A 17,871-nucleotide genomic window follows, 5' to 3' on the forward strand; every position below is an offset into this window, starting at 1 on the left:
CCGACCGCCGCGGTCTTCGCCGAGCGCGCCCACCCCTACACCCGCGGCCTGTTCGCGGCCCGGCCGGCGCTGGGCGCCCCGCGCGGCCTCAAGCTCGCGACCATCCGCGGCAGCGTGCCCGAACTGGTGGACCTGCCGCCGGGATGTCCCTTTGCCGGGCGCTGCGGATTCACCGTGGAGGCCTGTCGCGCTGCCCCGCCGCCGTTGACCGTGCAGCCCAGCGGCCATGCCGTGCGCTGCCTTCGGCTCGACGAGGTGACGGCGCAAGGCGCCGCGGCCTACGCCTGACTGCCATGAACCCCACACCCCCATCCACGGCCCGGACCGGCGCGGCAGACAGCGCAGCGCTGCTGCAGGTGACCGACCTCGTGCGCCACTATGCGCTGCCGCGCGAGACGCTGTTCGCACCGCCGCCGCTGGTCAAGGCGCTCAACGGCGTCAGCTTCAGCGTCGAGCCCGGGCGCAGCCTCGGCATCGTCGGCGAATCGGGCTCGGGCAAATCGACCATCGCGCGCCTCGTGATGGCGCTCGACGCGCCGACCTCCGGCAGCGTGCAGTTGGAGGGCCGCGACCTGAATGCCCTGTCGAAGACCGAACTGCGCACCGCGCGGCGCGATTTCCAGATGGTGTTCCAGGACCCCTACGGTTCGCTCGATCCGCGCCAGACCGTGGCATGCATCGTCGCCGAGCCGCTGGAAGCATTGGCCGAATTGCCGCGCAAGGCGCAGCGCGAGCGCGCGGCCGAGTCGCTCGCCGCCGTCGGCCTGCGCAGCACCGACCTGGACAAGTACCCGCACGAGTTCTCGGGCGGCCAGCGCCAGCGCATCGCGATCGCGCGGGCGCTGATCACGCGCCCCAAGCTGATCGTGGCCGACGAGCCGGTCAGCGCGCTCGACGTCTCGGTGCAGGCCCAGGTGCTCAACCTCATGCAGGACCTGCAGCAGCAGTTCGGCATCAGCTACCTGCTCATCAGCCACGACCTCGCGGTGGTCAACCACCTGTGCGACGACGTCGCGGTCGTCTTCAAGGGCCGGATCGTGGAGCAGGGCAGGCCCGGCGATCTGTTCCGCGAAGCGCAGCACCCCTACACCCGCACGCTGCTGTCGGCCGTCTTGCAGACGCCCTAGCAGTTCCCTCATTTTCAGGAGACACACGAATGTTGAAGCGACGCACCCTCATCGGCACCGCCATGGCCGCGGCGATACCGGGCGCCTTCCTCCCGCTCGCGCAGGCGCAGACGGGCAAGAACATGCTGACCATCGGCATGCCGCTGGAACCGCCGGGCCTGGACCCGACCACGGCCGCCGCTTCGGCGATCGCGGAGATCGTCCACTACAACGTCTTCGAGACGCTCACGAAGATCAACCCCGACGGCTCGGTCACGCCGATGCTGGCCGAGAGCTGGACGGTCTCGCCCGACCTCAAGACCCACACCTTCAAGCTGCACAAGGGCGTGAAGTTCGAGAACGGCGAACCCTTCAACGCCGCCACGGTCAAGTTCGCCTTCGAGCGCGCCGCCGGCGAGAAGAGCACCAACAAGGACAAGCGCTTCTTCAGCGAGATCAGCGTCAAGACGCCCGATGCCGACACGATCGTCATCAGCACCACGCAACCCAACCCCGACCTGCTGTTCATGCTGGGCCAGGCCACCGCCTGCATCGTCGAGCCGAAGAGCGCCGACACCAATGCCACCAAGCCCGTGGGCACCGGCCCGTACCGGCTCGACAGCTGGCAGCGCGGCTCGGCCTGCACCCTGGTCAAGTCGCCGGCCTACCGCAACCCGGCTCTGGCCAAGGTCAACAAGTTCGTCTTCAAGTTCATGTCCGATTCGGCCGCCCAGACGGCGGCGCTGATGGCCGGCGACATCGACATCTTCCCGCGCGCCGGCACCCGCTCCGTGGTCCAGTTCAAGAGCAGCCCGCGCTTCCAGGTGATCGAGGTGGGCACGCGCAGCAAGGTGATCCTGGCGATCAACAACAAGCGCAAGCCGCTCGACGACGTGCGCGTGCGGCGCGCGATCCTGGCCGCGGTGGACCGCAACGCGGTCATCCAGGGCGCGGCCGACGGCTTCGGCAAGCCCATCGGCAGCCACTACCCGATTGGCGCTCCGGGCTATGTCGACACCACCCCGGTCAATCCCTTCGACGTCGCCAAGGCCAAGCAGCTGCTGGCCGAGGCCGGCGTGAAGACGCCGCTCGAACTGCGCATGACGCTGCCGCCGCCTTCCTATGCGCGGCAGGGCGGCGAAGTGATCGCGGCGCAGCTCGCGGCCATCGGCATCAACGTCAAGATCCAGAACGTCGAGTGGGCCCAGTGGCTCAGCGGCACCTTCGGCGGCGGCCACGACTTCGACCTCAGCATCGTGGCGCACGTCGAGCCCTTCGACCTCGTGAAGTACACCGAGCCCGACTACTACTGGGGCTACGACTCGAAGAAGTTCCGCGACCTGTATGCGTCGATCCAGGGCGAGGCCAACGACGGCAAGCGCAACGCGCTGCTGGGCGAGGCTCAGAAGATGCTGGCGGCCGACGCCGTCAACGGCTTCCTGTTCCAGGCCGTGTTCCCCACGGTGGCGCGCAAGGAAGTCAAGGGCCTGTGGCCCAGCATGCCGATCGTGGCGAACGACCTGGCGGCCATCTCCTGGAGCTGATGCGATGACCCAGCCCCTGCACGCGCTGAGCGTGGCCGAGCTTGGCGCGGCCTACCGCAGCAAGGAACTCTCGCCGGTCGAGGTCACGCGCTCGGTCAACGCGCGGATCGAGGCGCTCGAGCCGAAGCTGCACGCCACCTGGCTCTTCCGTCCCGAACGCGCGCTCGAACAGGCGCGCGCCTCGGAAGCGCGCTGGCGAGCCGGCACGCCGCGCGGCGCGCTCGACGGCGTGCCGGTGACGCTCAAGGACAACCTCGCGACCGCGGGCGACCCGATGCCGCTGGGCACCGCGGCCTACGACCTGGTGCCGATGCCACAGGATTCGCCCCCCGCGGCGCGGCTCAAGGAAGACGGCACCGTGCTCGTCGCCAAGACCACGATGCCCGACCTGGGCATGCTGTCGTCGGGCCTCTCGACCTTTCACGCGATCTCGCGCAATCCCTGGGACCTGTCGCGCACGCCCGGCGGCTCCAGCGCGGGCGCCGGTGCGGCCGCTGCCGCCGGCTACGGGCCGCTGCACGTCGGCACCGACATCGGCGGCTCGCTGCGCCTGCCGGCCAGCTGGTGCGGCATCTTCACGCTCAAGCCCAGCGCCGGCCGTATTCCGCTCGGCACGCCCTACATGGGCCGCTGCGCCGGGCCGATGACGCGCACGGTGGCCGACTCGGCGCTGATGATGCAGTCGATCGCGCAGCCCGACGACCGTGACTATTCGGAACTGCCGCCGGCAGCCATCGACTGGACGGCCTTCGAGGTCGACCCCTCGTTCCTTGCCGGCAAGCGTGTGGCCCTGCAGATGGACGCGGGCTGCGGCCTGCCGCTCGACCCGCAGATCGCCGCAGCGGTGCGCCGCGCCGCCAAGCGCATCGAGGCGGCCGGCGCGCAGGTGGAAGAGATCAGGCCCTTCATGACGCCCAAGATGCTGCAGGGCATGGACCACTTCTGGCGCATGCGCTCGCTGATCGACATCCGCGCCTTGCCGGCCGAGAAGCGCGCGAAGATCCTGCCCTACATCGACGCCTGGGCCGAGAGCGCCAGCGGTTTCTCGGGCGAGCATGTCTTCGACGCCTACAGCCAGTTCATCGCCACGCGAGCGGCCACGGTCGCCGCCACCAAGGCCTACGACTTCGTGATCTCGCCGGTGTCGCCGAACATGCCCGCGCCCGCGGAGCATGCCTCGCCGACCAACGACCCGCTGCTGTCGCTCGAACACATCGGCTTCACGGTGCCCTACAACATGTCGGAGCAGCCCGCGGCATCGATCAACTGCGGCTACTCGGCCGAAGGCCTGCCGATCGGCCTGCAGATCGCGGGCCGCCGCTTCGACGACCTGGGCGTGCTGCAGTTCAGCCGCGCCTTCGAGCAGATACGCGAAGCGCAGAAACCCTGGCCCGAACCGAACTGAGAAACTCCCCATGAACGCAACCCACTACATCGACGGCCGCCGCGCGGCCGGCGAAAGCGCTGAAACCATCGACGTGATCGATCCCAGCGATGGCCAGCGCTTCGGCCAGATCGCACGTGGCACCGCGGCGGACGTGGACGCGGCCGTGCGTTCGGCACGCCGCGCGATGGGCGAGAACTTCGACGGTCCCTGGGGCGGCACGACGGCGCTCGAGCGCGGCCGGCTGCTGGCCAAGCTGGGCGCCGCGGTGCTGCAGCACCACGAGGAACTGGCGCAGCTCGAGGCGCGCGACACCGGCAAGGCGCTGCGCGTCGCGCGCAACGACGCCACCGCGCTTGCGCGCTACATGGAGTACTACGCCGGCGCCTGCGACAAGCTCCACGGCGACACGCTGCCGTACGAGCGCGGCTACACCGTGATGACCGTGCGCATCCCGCACGGCGTCACCGGCCACATCATTCCGTGGAACTACCCGATGCAGATCGCGGGCCGCAGCGTGGGCGCCTCGCTCGCGGCCGGCAATGCCTGCGTGGTCAAGCCGGCCGAGGACGCCAGCCTCTCGCTGCTGCGGCTGGCGGAGATCGCCAGCGAGGTGGGCTTTCCCGCCGGCGCGCTGAACGTGGTCACCGGCTACGGCCGGGAGGCCGGCGCCGCGCTGTGCGCGCACCGGGGCGTCGACCACATCTCGTTCACGGGCTCGACCGTCACGGGCCGCAGCGTCGGCCTCGCCGCCGCCGAGCGCCATTGCCCCGTGACGCTCGAGCTGGGCGGCAAGTCGCCGCAGATCGTGTTCGCGGATGCCGACCTCGACGCGGCGGTGCCCGTGCTGGTCAACGCCATCATCCAGAACGCCGGCCAGACCTGTTCGGCCGGCAGCCGGGTGCTGGTCGAGCGCACGGTCTACGAGGAGGTGCTGCGGCGGCTGGCCGAACGCTTCACGGCCGTGCGCTCGGGGCCGCCCGCGGACGACCTCGACATGGGGCCGCTGATCAACGAGAAGCAGTTCCGCCAGGTGCGCGACATGGTCGCGACGGCCGAGGCCCAGGGCCTGAAAGTGGCCGCCCGGGGCACGGTGGCGGCGAACGCCTCGGCCAGCGGCTACTACCAGGAGGCCGTGCTGTTCCGCGACGTGCCGGCGGACAGCGACATCGCGCAGCGCGAGGTGTTCGGCCCCGTGCTGGCCGTGATGCCCTTCGCCGACGAGGCCGAGGCGCTGCGGCTGGCCAACGGCACCGACTTCGGCCTGGTGGCGGGCGTCTGGACCCGCGACGGCGCCCGGCAGCTGCGCATGGCGCACAAGCTGCACTGCGGCCAGGTCTTCATCAACAATTACGGTGCGGCGGGCGGCGTGGAGCTGCCCTTCGGCGGCGTGAAGGCGAGTGGCTTCGGCCGCGAGAAGGGTTTCGAGGCCCTGCTAGGCTTCACGACCCTGAAGACAATCGCCATCAAACATGGATGAAGCACCTATGAACTCGAACGAACAAGCGCAACCCCGGCGCGTCGGCCTGGTCGGCGTGGGCCTGATGGGCAGCGGCATCGCCCAGAACATCGTCAAGCACGGCCACCAGCTCACGATCCTCGACCATCCCGGCAACCAGCCCGTGGACGCGCTGCTCGCGGCCGGTGCCCGTGCGGTGCCGGACGTGACGGCGCTGGCGGCGCAGGTCGATGTGCTGATCCTCTGCGTCACCGGCACGCCGCAGGTCGAGGCCGTGATGCTCGGCGACCAGGGCGCGCTGGCGGCACTGCGCCCCGGCACGGTGGTGATCGACTGCTCGACCGCGGTGCCCGCATCCACCGCCAGGGTCGCGCAGGCGGTGCAGGCCAAGGGCGGCAAGTTTCTCGATGCGCCGATGACCCGGACCGCGAAGGAAGCCGCCGAAGGCCGGCTCAACCTGCTGGTGGGCGGCGATGCCGAGGTGCTGGCCTCCTGCCTGCCGCTGCTGCGCTGCTTTGCGGAGAACATCACGCACGTGGGCGGCATCGGCGCCGGCCACGCGATGAAGCTGCTGCACAACTTCGTGTCGCTCGGCACAGTCGCGCTGCTGTGCGAGGCGGCCGCCTGCGCCCAGCACGCCGGCGTCGCGCCCGAGGTGTTCGTCGACGTGCTGGCCAAGGGCGGCGGCAACGGCGTGGCGCTGGAGCGGGTCAAGCCCAAGCTGCTGACCGGCGACACCGCCTCGCTGAAGTTCTCGATGGCCAACGCGAAGAAGGACCTCGGCTACTACAACGACATGGCCGAGCAGTCGTCGTCCAGCCACGGCATCGCGCAGGCGGTGGAAAAGCTGCTGGGGCAGGGCATCGAGACCTTCGGGCCGGACCGGATGGTGCTGGATCTGGTGGAGGCGCTGCGCTAGGGCCGCACCGGTACGCGCATCTCGCTGAGCGCCAGCACGCACATGCTTCGATAGCGCTGGACGTCGGTGGTGTCGGCATCCTCGGCGCCCATCTGATGCACCAGTTCCAGCAGCAACGGTCGCACCTCGATGACGTGGCATCTGCTCCAGGCCCGATCCACGTAAGCTGCCGGGCATTCCATCTTGAAAGCGACAGACAGCCCCTGGAGCATGCGTCCATTTCACCAATAGGTGGACACCATGGAAACGAGCCGGCTGACACCACCTGCGGCTGTGGTCAGCCGATGGTGCGTGTAGGCGAGGACGTGAGAGACGCGCAAGGCGTACGTGTGGGCGTATGCGCGCGGCGCCTTCGACCCGAGCCCCGGCGTCATCTACGACTTCTGCGTGAGTCGTGCTGCACGCCATCCGGTTGCGTTCCTGGACCGGTGGAGCGGCACGCTGACCTGTGATGACTACGCCGCTTGCGACGTCGTCTCAAGCTGGAAGACCGCATCGAGGCGGGCTCCCTGGCGCACTTCTGTTGTAGCCTCGGGGGATGGCGCAGACATTCACTTCGTTGTCCGCCCCGCAGGTCATGCTGTGGGGCGTTCTTTTTTTTGGTGGCATCTACCTCGGCTTCGGCGGCCTGACGTGGCTAGTGACGAAGCGCTTGCTGCCGGCCCTGGGTGTCGGGCGCGAACTCGATCCGCGGCCGCTGCAGCCGGGGCAGTTGCAGCGCGAGCTGAGGCAGTCGGGGGAGTCGGTGCTGATCTTCGGGCTGGGCATGGTGTTTCCGTGGGGGCTGCTGCAACTGGGCTGGGCGCGGCTCGACGGCGATGCGGCGTGGCTGCAGATCGTCGTCGAGATCCTCGTGCTCGCGCTCTGGAACGACGTGCATTTCTGGATCAACCACCGGCTGCTGCACACGCGCTGGCTGCGGCGCTTTCACGGGCCGCACCACCGCTCGTTCGTGACCACGCCGTGGGCGACCTACAGCTTCCATCCCGTCGAGGCGCTGATGCTCGGCAACGTGATCCTGCTGCCGATGGTGGTGCACGACTTCAGCTTCTGGTCGCTGGCGGCGGTGCCGGTGTTCAGCCTGCTCTTCAACTGCATCGGGCATTCGAATTACGACTTCTTCACGGGCGTGTCGTACAGCCACTGGTTCGCGGCGAGCCGCCGGCACCATCTGCACCATGCCGTGCACAACGGCAACTACGGCTTCCAGTTCACCTTCATGGACCGGCTGTTCAGGACGCGCCTCGCGGCCGACGCGGCCGAGCCGGTGCTTCAGGCTTTCCGAAAAAAGCATGGCGCAACAACGGCCTGACGACGCTCGCCGTCGCCTGCCGGGGTTGCGCCACTGGCGCGACTGGCAGAGCCTGGCCTACCTCGCTGCCTTGCCCGCACTGGCGGCCTGGCAATGGCTCCACGGCTTCAACGCGCTGCTGTACGGGCTGATGCTGTTCCTGACGCTCGGCATCGGTGTGATCCATCACAACCATGTGCACCTGCGCATGTGGCGCAGTCGGCGCATGAATCGGCTGACGGACTTCTGGATCACGCTGCTGCAGGGCCACCCGACCTTCGTGTTCTGGCCAGCGCACGTGGCCAACCACCATCGCCACCGGCACGGGCCGAAGGATGTGGCGCGCACCTACCGCTTCGGCGGCGACACCAACCACCTGTGGGGCTATCTGCTGCATCCGTTCCAGGCTGTATGGGTGCTGATGCCGGTGTTCTTCGCATGGCTCGCGCGGCTGCAGCAGCACCGGCGCGGCGCATGGCGCTATTGCATGGAGCAGTACGCGCTGTGGCTGGGCAGCTGGGCGGTGCTGCTGGCGCTCGACTGGCGCAAGGCCTTGGTCTTCGTGATCGTGCCGCAGTTGCACGGGCTGCACTGGCTGCTGGCAACCAACTACCTGCAGCACGCCCATGCAGATGGCCGCAAGTCCGTGCGTACGGCCGCGCGGGAGGAGGCGCCCGGCGATACCCCCGGTAGCCGGCTGAACTACGCCCGCAATTTCGAGGGGCTGGTGAACCCCTTGCTGTTCAACATCGGCCTGCATACCGCGCACCACGAGAAGCCGCATGCCCATTGGTCCGAGCTCACCCACCTGCATCGCACGCGCTACCGCGCGCTGGTGGACCCCGTGCTCAACGAGGGTGGACTGGTGCCGTACATGGTGCGCGTGTTCGTGCTGGGGACCGTGTGGCCGCGTTTTCGCAGCCGCCCGCTGATGCCTCCCGATTCATCCTTCACCTGAACCATGCCCGTCTCATTCCAACGCGTCTACCTCGAAAGCGCCGGCTACTTCATGCCGGGCGAGCCCATTCCCAACGACCGCATGGACGCGTACATCGCGCCGCTCAATCGCATGTCGGAGCGCATCAAGCGGCGCATCCTGACGGAGAACGGGATCCTCACGCGGCACTACGCCATCGACGCGGAGGGTGTGACCCGGCACACCAACGCGCAGCTGGCTGCCGGCGCGATCCGCGACTGCCTGCGGCGGGGCGGGGCGGAGCTGTCGCGCGTGTCGCTGCTGGCAAGCGGCTCCTCGGGCGGCGACACGCTGATGCCAGGTTTCGCCAACATGATCCAGGGTGAACTGGCGGCGCAGCCGATGGAAACGCATTCGGTGCACGGCATCTGCGCGGCGGGCGTTTCGGCGATTCAGGCCGCCGCGCAAGGCATCGAGCTGGGCGCGCACCGCTCGGCGATGGCGGTGGCGAGCGAGATGCCGTCGCGCCTCTTCAAGCGCTCGCGCTTCGCGGCGCGCGGTTATGAAACCGACTTCGACTCCCATTTCCTGCGCTGGATGCTGTCGGATGGCGCGGGCGCCTTGCTGCTGTCTGACGGCACGCCCATGCTGGCCGGCGCGCCGGGGCTGCGCCTGAAGCTGAAGTGGGTGCACCAGCGAGCCTTTTCGGGCGACTACCCGGTCTGCATGCAGCTGGGCCTGACCGAAGACCGCGCGCGCGGGCATCTCGATTTCGGCTCCTGGGCCGAGGCCGAGGCGGCGGGCGCCTTGTCGCTGCGGCAGGACATCCGCCTGCTGCCGCACCTGTTCGACATCGGCATCCACGAGTACGCGGGGCTGGTGCGCGACGGCTGGGTCGATCCGAAGCGGGTCGATCACTTCCTGTGCCACTACTCGTCGGAGAAGTTCATCCCGGTGGTCGAGGACCTGATGGCCAAGGCGGATCTGTCGATACCGCGCGAGCGCTGGTGGAGCAACCTCGCATGGCGCGGCAATACGGGGGCGGCGTCGATCCTCGTGATGCTGGCCGAGTTCCTGCATACCAAGGCGCTGAAGCCTGGCGAGCAGATTTTCTGCTACGTGCCCGAGTCGGGGCGCTTCATGGCGGCGTACATGCTGCTCGAAGTCGAGGCGGCCGATGCGGCTCCCGTGGCGTTGGCTCCCCGCACGGCGGCGGCGCCCGACGACGATCTGGTGATCGCCCCGCCGCACGACCCGGCCGCAGCGCCCGAAGGCCTCGGCGCCTTGCTGACAGAGCTGGCCGCCATCTGGCACGACTACCGCTCCTGCGTCTGGCGCACGCCGCTCGTCCGCCAGATCCGCGAGCGCCGCTTCGCCGTGCCCGACTACCTGAACTGGATGGAGCAGTGGGTGCCGCAGGTGCGTGAAGGCAGCCTGTGGATGCGCGAAGGCGCTGCCTCGCTGAGCGAGCCATACCTGATGCTGGCCTCGCTGATCGGCGTGCACGCAGGCGAGGAGCAGAACGACTTCAACATCCTCTTTAGCGACTACCGCAAGGCCGGCGGCACGGTCGAAAAGATCGAAGACCTGCGCCGCAACCCCGGCGGCGAAGCGCTCAATGCCTATTTGCACGGCCTGGCCGCCACGCGTGACCCGATCGGCCTGCTTGGGGCGATCTACATCATCGAGGGTACGGGCCAGCGCATCGTGCCGGCGCTGTTACCGCTGCTGAAGGCCAGCCTGAAGCTGCCGCCCGATGCCTTCCGCTTTCTCGAATACCACGGCCACAACGACGAGCAGCACCTGAGCCGCTGGCTCGCGGCGGTCGAGATGGTGATGGCCGTGGAAGGGCAGGCGCGCGCCGCCCGCCAGATCATCGAGACCGCGCGCCACACGGCTGCCCTGTACCTGATGCAGTTCCAGAACATCACGGAGCGAATGCCCCATGGATCGAACACCTGATTTCCTGACGCAGGCGCACGACGAGCGCGACCCCAGTCCCTGGCTGGCGCTGTATCTCGACCAGAGCACGCCGCTGTCCGACAACGTCAAGGCCGCATGGCTGGCCGATTCGAGTTCGGGCTCGCGGCAATACCTGTTGCCGTTCCTGCGGCCGATCGCGCGGCTGACGATCATCCTGATCCAGATCGTGAAGGTGTTCGTGCCGCGCAACTGGTCGCACTCGATGCTGCTGCACCGGTTCCTGGCCTGGGGGCTGAAGCGCTTCGTCTCGCCGGAGGCCAACTGGCTGATCCTTCGGCACTTTTGCCTGGGCTCGCAGGTGCTGGCCTTCATCGGGCGGAATTCGCCGGTTCCGGTGTCCACCAACCCGCTGGAGCCGGCCGACATCGACGCGCTGAAGGACGAGATGTTCCTGAAACACGACCTGAATCTCTTCAACTTCGTGATCCGGCTGAACAAGGCGCTGCGCGACAAGGGCGTGGCGCTTTGCAAGGCGGAAAAGGTCGATTTCTCGATGATCAGGGAACCGGGGCTGCGCCTGGAAGACATGCCACGGGGCAGGCTGAATTTTCTCGACCTGCAGAGCGCCATCGAACTGTTTACGCCGCTCTACCAGCTGATGCTCACCGACAACGATTTCTGGCGCGCGGCCAATTCGCTGCAACTGGACGAAACCATCGGCATCTACACGGCGACGATCCTGGCGGCGCCCGAACATCTGATCCTGGTCAACAACAAGCACCCGCTTGTGCCCCTGTCGACCCTGCGGGCAGGACATCGGCTGGTGATCCACGGGCTGTCCACCGAGATGCTGCACAGCCTGCTCCAACGGATGCAGGCGGCGCAGAAAGCCGGGGAGCCGGAATGTCTCAGCGCCTCAGTGTCGGCGCCGATTGAATCTTGAGTGGGGGTTGCTACCGTGCCTCGGGCGTGCGCCTGGTGGCGCAGCCGATGCATCTAGCGCACTGACGGATTTTTCGGCGGTTCCGGCGTGAAACCCCAGCATGGTACGCAAAGGCAAGTGCGGCGACGCCGCATTTTGGGATCGCGATGGCGATCCCGCGCGCTACAGGCCCAGGCTGGGCCCCTTCGCGATGACCCAGGGGCTGTCCGCGTCCTTTGACAGATCGTCGGCAATCGCGATGATCCCCTGGAGCGACATGTTGTTGCCGCCCCAGACGGCGCGGCCGATGATGTAACTCATGGCGAACTTCGGCCAGGCGGCGAATCTCTTCGCGGTCTCGACCCCGGCGAAATGCACGTACTCACCACATTCATCGGCATCGATGAATCCGGCGTCGAAACTGAGCCGGGCGACGGTGACCAGGCGACCAAGGTCCCAGGCGGCGATCCCCGCAGCGTAGTGCTCGGGGAGATACTGCGGCGTGACAGAGTCGCCGATGACCCGGTAGACCGAGTCCAGGTTGGCGATCATCTCGATGGCCCGGCCTTGAGTTTCTTGGCGGACTTCCTCGCTTGCGCCGGCATACCTTGCGCTGGATCCGATCGCCGTCGCGACATCGCTCTGCCAAGTCTGAGGATTTTCGCTGACGAAGATCGGATAAGCCAACGCGTAAATGGCCTGATGACCGCCGTCCTTCAACCATTTCAGCATGTTGAGCGCGTCTTCCCGGCTCTCGATCGACCATGCTGAACTCAGGCCCTCCGAAACACGATCCTTGCCCAGCCCTGTCGTCAAGCTGTCGCTGAAAGCCATGACCTGCTCGGAATTGATGAGGCCGGCGCGCAGCCCGAGTCGCACGCTTTCGTTCAGGGCCGGGGCATGCGGATTCTTGCGGTATTTCTTTCCCGACAGGGCTTTGAAAAGGGTTTTGATGCCGTTGAAGCTGACCATTTGAATCCTCCGTTCAAATCGCTTTGAAAGTCGCGTTGGCGGCTTTGCGCTTGAGCGTGGATACCAGCACGATGTCCGAAGAGGGTGTCATCTCATCGGCATCGAACTGCGCCTTGACACCTTTGGATGGCGCGACGAACTCCACCTTGTTCTCCTCATCGGTTTTTGTGATCACGACTTTGGTGATGGCTTCGTACCCAAGCGTGATCTCGACGCTCCGGCGAAGACGCAGAAAGCTGTGGCGAGGAAAGGTGATGCTTCTCTCGGCCAGCGTGATCTTGTGGTCCTTTTGGTTGTGCCGCCAGGTCAGCGCGTACATCACGGGGACCTGCAAAATCATGAGAGCGCCCAGACCACGGATGATCAACGCGGCAAGCCCTTCAGGAAGATGGAGTTGAAGCGTTCCAATCTTGAAGTCGTCGACCGCGACGAAGCTCGGGACGACGAAGAACGCGATGCCCGACAGGATGGTGACCACTGCCACCAGATGGGCGTAGCCCGTGCGAAGTGAGATTGTTTGCATGAAATGAGAAGTCCTTCTAGCTAGAGGCCCTTGTTGAATTTATGAGGTCCTGTGTCTTGGCCCTCAAGCTACTGCCAAGCTAACCTCGGTTCGAGATTTTCGATATTGGCCTTTGGTGCAGCGGCGTCATGTTTGTGTTGCGCCGCAACACAATTGGTCGGACTGCGGTCAGGAACCGGAGACGCGGCGCGTGAGCTAAGGGGATCGCTACCAACAGAACGCCATCGTGTGGGCAGGCTCCGATGCTGTGCCCAAACTGATCCTCCTTCGATAGCCCGGAGCCCACAGCAACCGCAATGGTGCTAGTCAGAGCTGGATCTGCTCGATCTTGGCGCCCTGGAGCGACACGCAGGCCTCCACCGCCTTCGCCATCAGGCGCAGCGCGCGCCGACCCCCGACTGATATCAACCTCCAGTGTTCTCGTACTCGTTGACTTGGCAGGCATAGCTGCCGGGCTTCGCTGAACACTGCGAGCCTTCCGGCGCCTTGGCCAAGGGCGAGGCCGTGCACCGTAGGGCCAACATCGAGATGGGCGCTGGTGTGCCGAATCGCACATACAGCCCAGCGCGCCCACGCAACAATGGGAACTCGAGCGACCTGCCGCGAGGCAGACGAGGATGCACAGATTTTCAGGAGACGTTCCATGAAATCCATCCGTCAGGAACCGCCGCGGACCGACGCTGTCGAGCGGGCGGGAGCCAGCGCCACCACGCGCTCTCTGCGAAAAGCGCTGATGGTGCTGGCCGTCGCCGTCGCAGCTCTCGCGAGCGCGATCGTCCTTGTCCTGATTCCGCAACCGATTCCCTATCCGTCGCAGGCGCCGATCGCCTGCAGCGGGACCGAGACGCACGATTCACCCGAGGTCGCGATGGTGCGGCACATGAGCCGCGTTTCAAGGAGCACCGATGACATACCGGATTCCCAGTGTGCGTGAGGCAGGCACCGGACCCGGTGTTGCTTGAGTTTGACGATCTGGGTCACATGGGCCCCGTGACACATCCGGAAGTGGTCAACGACGCCGTGGCGAACTTTCTCTCGCGCAACGCGTTGGTCCACAGCTCCCATTGTTGATGTCAGCCTGAGTTTCGAAGGCAAGCCAGCCCCTCACCCTGCGCGCAGTCTCCGCAGGTAGCAGCGTAGACGCTACAACGCTTGCGCCGTGTGGCGAGCCTTCAGTCCGCAACGAGGTATCGCTTGGCCAGCAAAACGAACTGGCTCCTACGTGCCGGAAGGGTGACAGAACCAAGCCTTCTTCACGTAAGCGCTGCACCAGCCCTTCGCCGCGACGGTCTTGCCTGGAAACAGCAGGCACCAGGTGGGCCGTGGCGTTCGCGGTCGCTCGGCCTCGCTTATCGCAAGACGGGGCTGCCTTCGGGGTCTTGTTATGGCTGTGGCTGACCTGCGTGGGCGCGTGGTTGAATGTGATGACGCAAATCCTTGGAGCGAGCCATGGCGACAACAGATCCCGACAACATGCTCTTCTTCATTCCGGACATCAGCGGTTTCACGAAGTTCGTGACCGAGACCGAGGTGAGCCATAGCCAGCACATCATCAAGGAGTTGCTGGAGTTGATCGTGGACGCCAACCAACTCGGGCTGGAGGTGTCCGAGTTCGAAGGCGATGCGGTGCTGTTCGTTCGTCCCGGCGCGCCGCCGTCGCTGGACGAGCTTCTGGCGCAGGCACGGAAGATGTTCGTGGACTTCCATTCGCACATCAAGCGGATCGAGATCCTGCGCACCTGCGCATGCGGCGCCTGTTCCAGCGTCCATTGCCTGTCGCTCAAGTTCATCGCGCATTTCGGGCCGGCCAGGACCATGCAGGTCAAGGGACATTCGAAATTCATCGGCAAGAGCATCATCGTCGCGCACCGGCTGTTGAAGAATCAGGTGCCCGAGTCCGAGTACCTGCTGGTGAGCGAGGAGACGCTGAACCAGCTGGCCGACGGCACCGCGACGGCCTCGTCGTTCGAGTGTGGCCACTGCAGCTACGACGAGATCGGGGAGGTGGCGTATCGGCACCGTTCGATGGCGCCGTACCTGGCCGAGGCGAAGGCGACGGTCACCGAATCCCCCACATGAAAAGCGCTTCGCCGCGCGTGTGGTCGGGAGTGGGCTCGAGCTGCGAGAGGCTCCTTGGCATCTGGATGACCGGAGTCGGCCTCATAGCTTGAGTTCGCCCCGCGGGAGGGAAGGACAGCAACCCGCAAAGCCGCCGTTCACCACGATGGCAAGTTCAACGCCAAAACACTCAAGGGGCCGGCGGTTCGGTGCGCAAGCTATAGTGCTTGAAACGAATTCGCTCACAGACCTGAACCAGCAACCGTTGGGCCGCCCACAACCATTTCTTCATTCCCCCACCGACGTGAAGTTTCAAGCCAGAGTCATTCCATCCGGCAACGCAACCGCCGTTGTAGTTCCCGCACCTGTCATGGAGGCGCTCGGTTCTGACGCTCGACCGCTCGTCGCAGTCTCGATCAACGGTCACGCCTGGCGAAGCAGGGTTGCCTTGATGCGCGGGCAGTGCTTGATTGGTATCAGCGCAGCCAATAGAACCGCAAGCGGGATAGCCGAAGGTGATCTGATCCAAGTTTTTCTTGAACTCGACACTGAGCCAAGAGTAGTGTCTGAGCCGGCAGATCTCGCGGCGGCGCTGAACAAGACATCGGAAGCGAGATCGGCCTTTGATCGCTTGCCCTTCGGTCTCAAACGCAAGTACGTTACGGCGATCGAAGAGGCCAAATCTCCAGAAACCCGGCAACGCAGAGTTAGCAAGCTCGTCGCTGATTTACGGCAAAGTGCGGCCTAGCCGCTTGCTTCAAACGGACCCGCCTATGGCGGTCCGATTTAGCCGACCGAGCCATGCGGGTCTACGGCAGGGAAAGACTGTCTGCTGTCCTTCGAATTTGGCTGCCGAATGACGGCGGTCGCCGAAACCCGACCTTGGCCCTTTTCTTTGCGAACGGCCGGTCCAACTTCGGAACTTGACCTTCGCCCGAGGTCGTGCTCGCTGTAGAGCTCGTCGAGAACCGCGATCAGGCGGATGGATCGAAGCGATTTCGCCTCGGCCGCGCGCACCATCTCGTCGAAGACGCCCGCAGGGGCATGCAATACAACGAAAAACCGCTCCCCGGGTGGTCGGTCAGGCGGGCGGCTTCGCGAAGATCCATATGCCAGGGCCTCAAAACGAACTACACCGGGATCGTTCCCTCATACAGGTCCAGCACGCCGATGATCGAGATCCCGCCTTCTTGGTCCAGCAATTGTCGCAGTCGGCGCCTAGGATGGCCCAAAAGGTGCATATGGAGACCGCCATTCCGAGGAACCTGCTTGACCGAGTTGCCGACCGACCGACGAGCGTGTGCAGCAAGCCGGACCGCAAGCCAGTCGCATGCTGGAAGGGTTGCGCCAGGTAGCCGATCTGCAAGAGCTCCAAGCGGCGATTGGCGCGCCCGTGTGGGCAGGCGATCCTCGCGTGCGCTGGTTGCAAGCACAGTGCAGACCATTGGAAGTCCGGGAGCAGTTGTCCCGTTGGGACGGCGTCGTGCGCTACGAAAAGTAGCGCAGTTAACGGCGGAGTGGCAACTTTCCGTCAGCGCGATGCGCTCGCGCGAGACTTCGACGTAGCCGCCCTTGGCTAGGTCGGTCAGCAGCCGGCTGACCAGTGCCTTCGAAGCGCCAACTCGGCCTGCCGTGCGCGCCCGAGCCTGATCTGACGCGTACCAGACTGGGGCGAAGGCCTGCCGCAGGCCCGGCTGGCCAGCGGCCGCCTGCTTGAGTCATCTCACAACGACGCCAGGGCCCGCCGGTCAGTATTGAACGTTGGTGCGCCGGGCAGCTCAGGCGCCGCGACCATGCCTTCCACGGGCAGCCACCGCAGACCGTTGAAGGAGGAGAGCCCACGATGAAGTCCCTACTCGGTTTTGCAGAGCGCCGCGGTTCGGCGTTGTTGTTCGCCCGCCCCTTGGTCGGGTTGGCTTGGCTAGGTCTGGCGTCGGCGATGAAACCTTGCATGGGAGCAGCGGTTTTTGCGTTCACGTCCTGGAAGGCTGTACAACATCGACGTTACGCCGTCTCGATTACATGCGTCGCAACCAGGTGGCTGCATATTGTTCTGTTTTTGGTGGCTGGCATGTTGGCTTTTGGCACGGCGCATGCAGATGGCGAATGCCGTTCGCTCAAGCAAGCCATCAGAAGCACGACGCAAGCCGGCTATACCGGCTTGTTCTATGCGAACGAGATCGCCAGCGATGCCAGCGCCTCCGATGGGGTCTCGACTCGCAGCGCGTTGAACTCGCGCGTGCGCGTCGAGCTCGAGGCGATGGCCGCGATGTCCTTGGATGCCGGGACAGTGGCCGAGCGGGCGATGGACAGCGGCGCCATCCAGTCCGGCGAACGAGAGCGATTCGTCGCGCAGCTCCGCCAACGATTGCGCGCCAGTCTGCTGCGCGAGCACGCCGGTGCGTCGTGGCTCGTGCTGCTGGTCAATCCGACGACCCGAAGTGGCGTGCTGCTGGTGCGCAAATACGAGTTTCCCCACGACGGGCTCGATGGGGTCATGAATGGTGCGGAGCAGGCCTGCGTGCGCGAACGGCTCGAGGAGGTCACATTCTGGCCGACCGAACAACCCTCGGTGGCGTCGCTTCTGAACGGACCCGAGCGCCCCGACTGCGGATTCGCCTCACGTGCGGGCGTAGGCTGTGCGGGTCTCGGCAACCAAATTGCACTTGCCGAGTCGGAAGGCGAATCGATCTTCGCAACAGCGCGCGGCACAACGGTGCTGTGGGTCTACACGCTCAATTCGCGCACGGGAAAGGGCCGGGCGCTCCGCGTAGGCCCGGAGGGAACGGCGCTTCTCGACACCTGGCTCTTCAATGCGGAGGCTCGCCAGTGAATCGACACGCCTGCGACCACC

18 protein-coding genes and 1 pseudogene are annotated in these 17,871 nt (G+C 65.9%); 15 read left to right on the top strand and 4 right to left on the bottom strand.

Going from position 1 to position 17,871, the window contains the following annotated elements; all coding sequences use genetic code 11:
* From AC1DYK_RS08870 to AC1DYK_RS08895, 6 genes are all read left to right on the top strand, one after another.
* On the top strand, nucleotides 1–288 hold a 288-nt coding region (locus tag AC1DYK_RS08870; protein WP_478165934.1), incomplete at its 5' end, for an oligopeptide/dipeptide ABC transporter ATP-binding protein.
* A 5-nt stretch (nucleotides 289–293) separates the two neighbouring features.
* Nucleotides 294–1,127, top strand: a complete 834-nt coding sequence (locus tag AC1DYK_RS08875) for an ATP-binding cassette domain-containing protein (protein WP_478165935.1) — start codon at nucleotides 294–296, stop codon at nucleotides 1,125–1,127.
* Between the two features lie 29 nt (nucleotides 1,128–1,156).
* Nucleotides 1,157–2,650: an ABC transporter substrate-binding protein gene (locus AC1DYK_RS08880; protein ID WP_478165936.1), complete on the top strand. Its 1,494-nt coding sequence runs from the start codon at nucleotides 1,157–1,159 to the stop codon at nucleotides 2,648–2,650.
* 4 nt (nucleotides 2,651–2,654) lie between these two features.
* Nucleotides 2,655–4,055 carry an amidase gene (locus tag AC1DYK_RS08885; RefSeq protein WP_478165937.1) on the top strand — a complete coding sequence of 467 codons (1,401 nt, stop codon included), beginning with the start codon at nucleotides 2,655–2,657 and terminating at the stop codon, nucleotides 4,053–4,055.
* 10 nt (nucleotides 4,056–4,065) lie between these two features.
* A complete protein-coding gene (locus tag AC1DYK_RS08890) occupies nucleotides 4,066–5,514 on the top strand; it encodes an aldehyde dehydrogenase family protein (RefSeq protein ID WP_478165938.1) in 1,449 nt (482 codons plus the stop codon).
* Nucleotides 5,515–5,521: 7 nt separating this feature from the next.
* Nucleotides 5,522–6,412: an NAD(P)-dependent oxidoreductase gene (locus tag AC1DYK_RS08895; RefSeq protein WP_478165939.1), complete on the top strand. Its 891-nt coding sequence runs from the start codon at nucleotides 5,522–5,524 to the stop codon at nucleotides 6,410–6,412.
* On the opposite strand, the gene AC1DYK_RS08900 is transcribed toward AC1DYK_RS08895, so the two are convergent.
* Nucleotides 6,409–6,624, bottom strand: coding sequence for a hypothetical protein (locus tag AC1DYK_RS08900; protein WP_478165940.1), 216 nt, complete (start codon nucleotides 6,622–6,624; stop codon nucleotides 6,409–6,411). The two genes, AC1DYK_RS08895 and AC1DYK_RS08900, sit on opposite strands and share 4 nt — an antisense overlap.
* Before the next feature lie 112 nt (nucleotides 6,625–6,736).
* Here AC1DYK_RS08900 and AC1DYK_RS08905 point away from each other — a divergent pair.
* From AC1DYK_RS08905 to AC1DYK_RS08925, 5 genes and pseudogenes are all read left to right on the top strand, one after another.
* A pseudogene (locus tag AC1DYK_RS08905) lies at nucleotides 6,737–6,865 on the top strand (IS66 family transposase); the annotation flags it as partial.
* Between the two features lie 85 nt (nucleotides 6,866–6,950).
* Nucleotides 6,951–7,724, top strand: coding sequence for a sterol desaturase family protein (locus AC1DYK_RS08910; protein WP_478165941.1), 774 nt, complete (start codon nucleotides 6,951–6,953; stop codon nucleotides 7,722–7,724).
* Nucleotides 7,705–8,661, top strand: coding sequence for a fatty acid desaturase (locus AC1DYK_RS08915; protein WP_478165942.1), 957 nt, complete (start codon nucleotides 7,705–7,707; stop codon nucleotides 8,659–8,661). Before AC1DYK_RS08910 ends, AC1DYK_RS08915 begins: the two co-directional genes overlap by 20 nt.
* A 3-nt stretch (nucleotides 8,662–8,664) precedes the next feature.
* Nucleotides 8,665–10,581 carry an iron-containing redox enzyme family protein gene (locus tag AC1DYK_RS08920; RefSeq protein ID WP_478165943.1) on the top strand — a complete coding sequence of 639 codons (1,917 nt, stop codon included), beginning with the start codon at nucleotides 8,665–8,667 and terminating at the stop codon, nucleotides 10,579–10,581.
* Nucleotides 10,565–11,485: a DUF6999 family protein gene (locus AC1DYK_RS08925; protein WP_478165944.1), complete on the top strand. Its 921-nt coding sequence runs from the start codon at nucleotides 10,565–10,567 to the stop codon at nucleotides 11,483–11,485. Before AC1DYK_RS08920 ends, AC1DYK_RS08925 begins: the two co-directional genes overlap by 17 nt.
* 162 nt (nucleotides 11,486–11,647) lie before the next feature.
* Here AC1DYK_RS08925 and AC1DYK_RS08930 read toward each other — a convergent pair whose 3' ends face one another.
* Both AC1DYK_RS08930 and AC1DYK_RS08935 read right to left on the bottom strand, forming a co-directional pair.
* Nucleotides 11,648–12,436 carry a DUF1266 domain-containing protein gene (locus AC1DYK_RS08930; protein ID WP_478165945.1) on the bottom strand — a complete coding sequence of 263 codons (789 nt, stop codon included), beginning with the start codon at nucleotides 12,434–12,436 and terminating at the stop codon, nucleotides 11,648–11,650.
* Nucleotides 12,437–12,449: 13 nt separating this feature from the next.
* Entirely contained in the window at nucleotides 12,450–12,959 is a 510-nt protein-coding gene (locus AC1DYK_RS08935) for a hypothetical protein (protein WP_478165946.1), read from the bottom strand.
* Nucleotides 12,960–13,602: 643 nt separating this feature from the next.
* Here AC1DYK_RS08935 and AC1DYK_RS08940 point away from each other — a divergent pair.
* The gene (locus tag AC1DYK_RS08940) at nucleotides 13,603–13,893 is read left to right on the top strand and encodes a hypothetical protein (RefSeq protein ID WP_478165947.1); all 291 of its coding nucleotides are present in this window, start codon (nucleotides 13,603–13,605) and stop codon (nucleotides 13,891–13,893) included.
* 284 nt (nucleotides 13,894–14,177) lie between these two features.
* Here the strand turns inward: AC1DYK_RS08940 and AC1DYK_RS08945 are convergent, their stop codons facing one another.
* A complete protein-coding gene (locus AC1DYK_RS08945) occupies nucleotides 14,178–14,498 on the bottom strand; it encodes a high-potential iron-sulfur protein (protein ID WP_478165948.1) in 321 nt (106 codons plus the stop codon).
* Between AC1DYK_RS08945 and AC1DYK_RS08950 the strand changes: the two genes are divergently transcribed.
* The 3 genes from AC1DYK_RS08950 to AC1DYK_RS08960 all read left to right on the top strand — a co-directional run bounded on the left by AC1DYK_RS08950 (nucleotide 14,409) and on the right by AC1DYK_RS08960 (nucleotide 17,850).
* The gene (locus tag AC1DYK_RS08950) at nucleotides 14,409–15,038 is read left to right on the top strand and encodes a DUF2652 domain-containing protein (protein WP_478165949.1); all 630 of its coding nucleotides are present in this window, start codon (nucleotides 14,409–14,411) and stop codon (nucleotides 15,036–15,038) included. The two genes, AC1DYK_RS08945 and AC1DYK_RS08950, sit on opposite strands and share 90 nt — an antisense overlap.
* A gap of 283 nt (nucleotides 15,039–15,321) precedes the next feature.
* Nucleotides 15,322–15,765 carry a YdeI/OmpD-associated family protein gene (locus AC1DYK_RS08955; protein WP_478165950.1) on the top strand — a complete coding sequence of 148 codons (444 nt, stop codon included), beginning with the start codon at nucleotides 15,322–15,324 and terminating at the stop codon, nucleotides 15,763–15,765.
* Between the two features lie 1,095 nt (nucleotides 15,766–16,860).
* Nucleotides 16,861–17,850, top strand: a complete 990-nt coding sequence (locus AC1DYK_RS08960) for a hypothetical protein (RefSeq protein ID WP_478165951.1) — start codon at nucleotides 16,861–16,863, stop codon at nucleotides 17,848–17,850.
* The last annotated feature ends 21 nt before the right edge of the window (nucleotides 17,851–17,871 follow it).

The sequence above is a fragment of the Variovorax sp. P2_H12 genome (assembly GCF_056403395.1).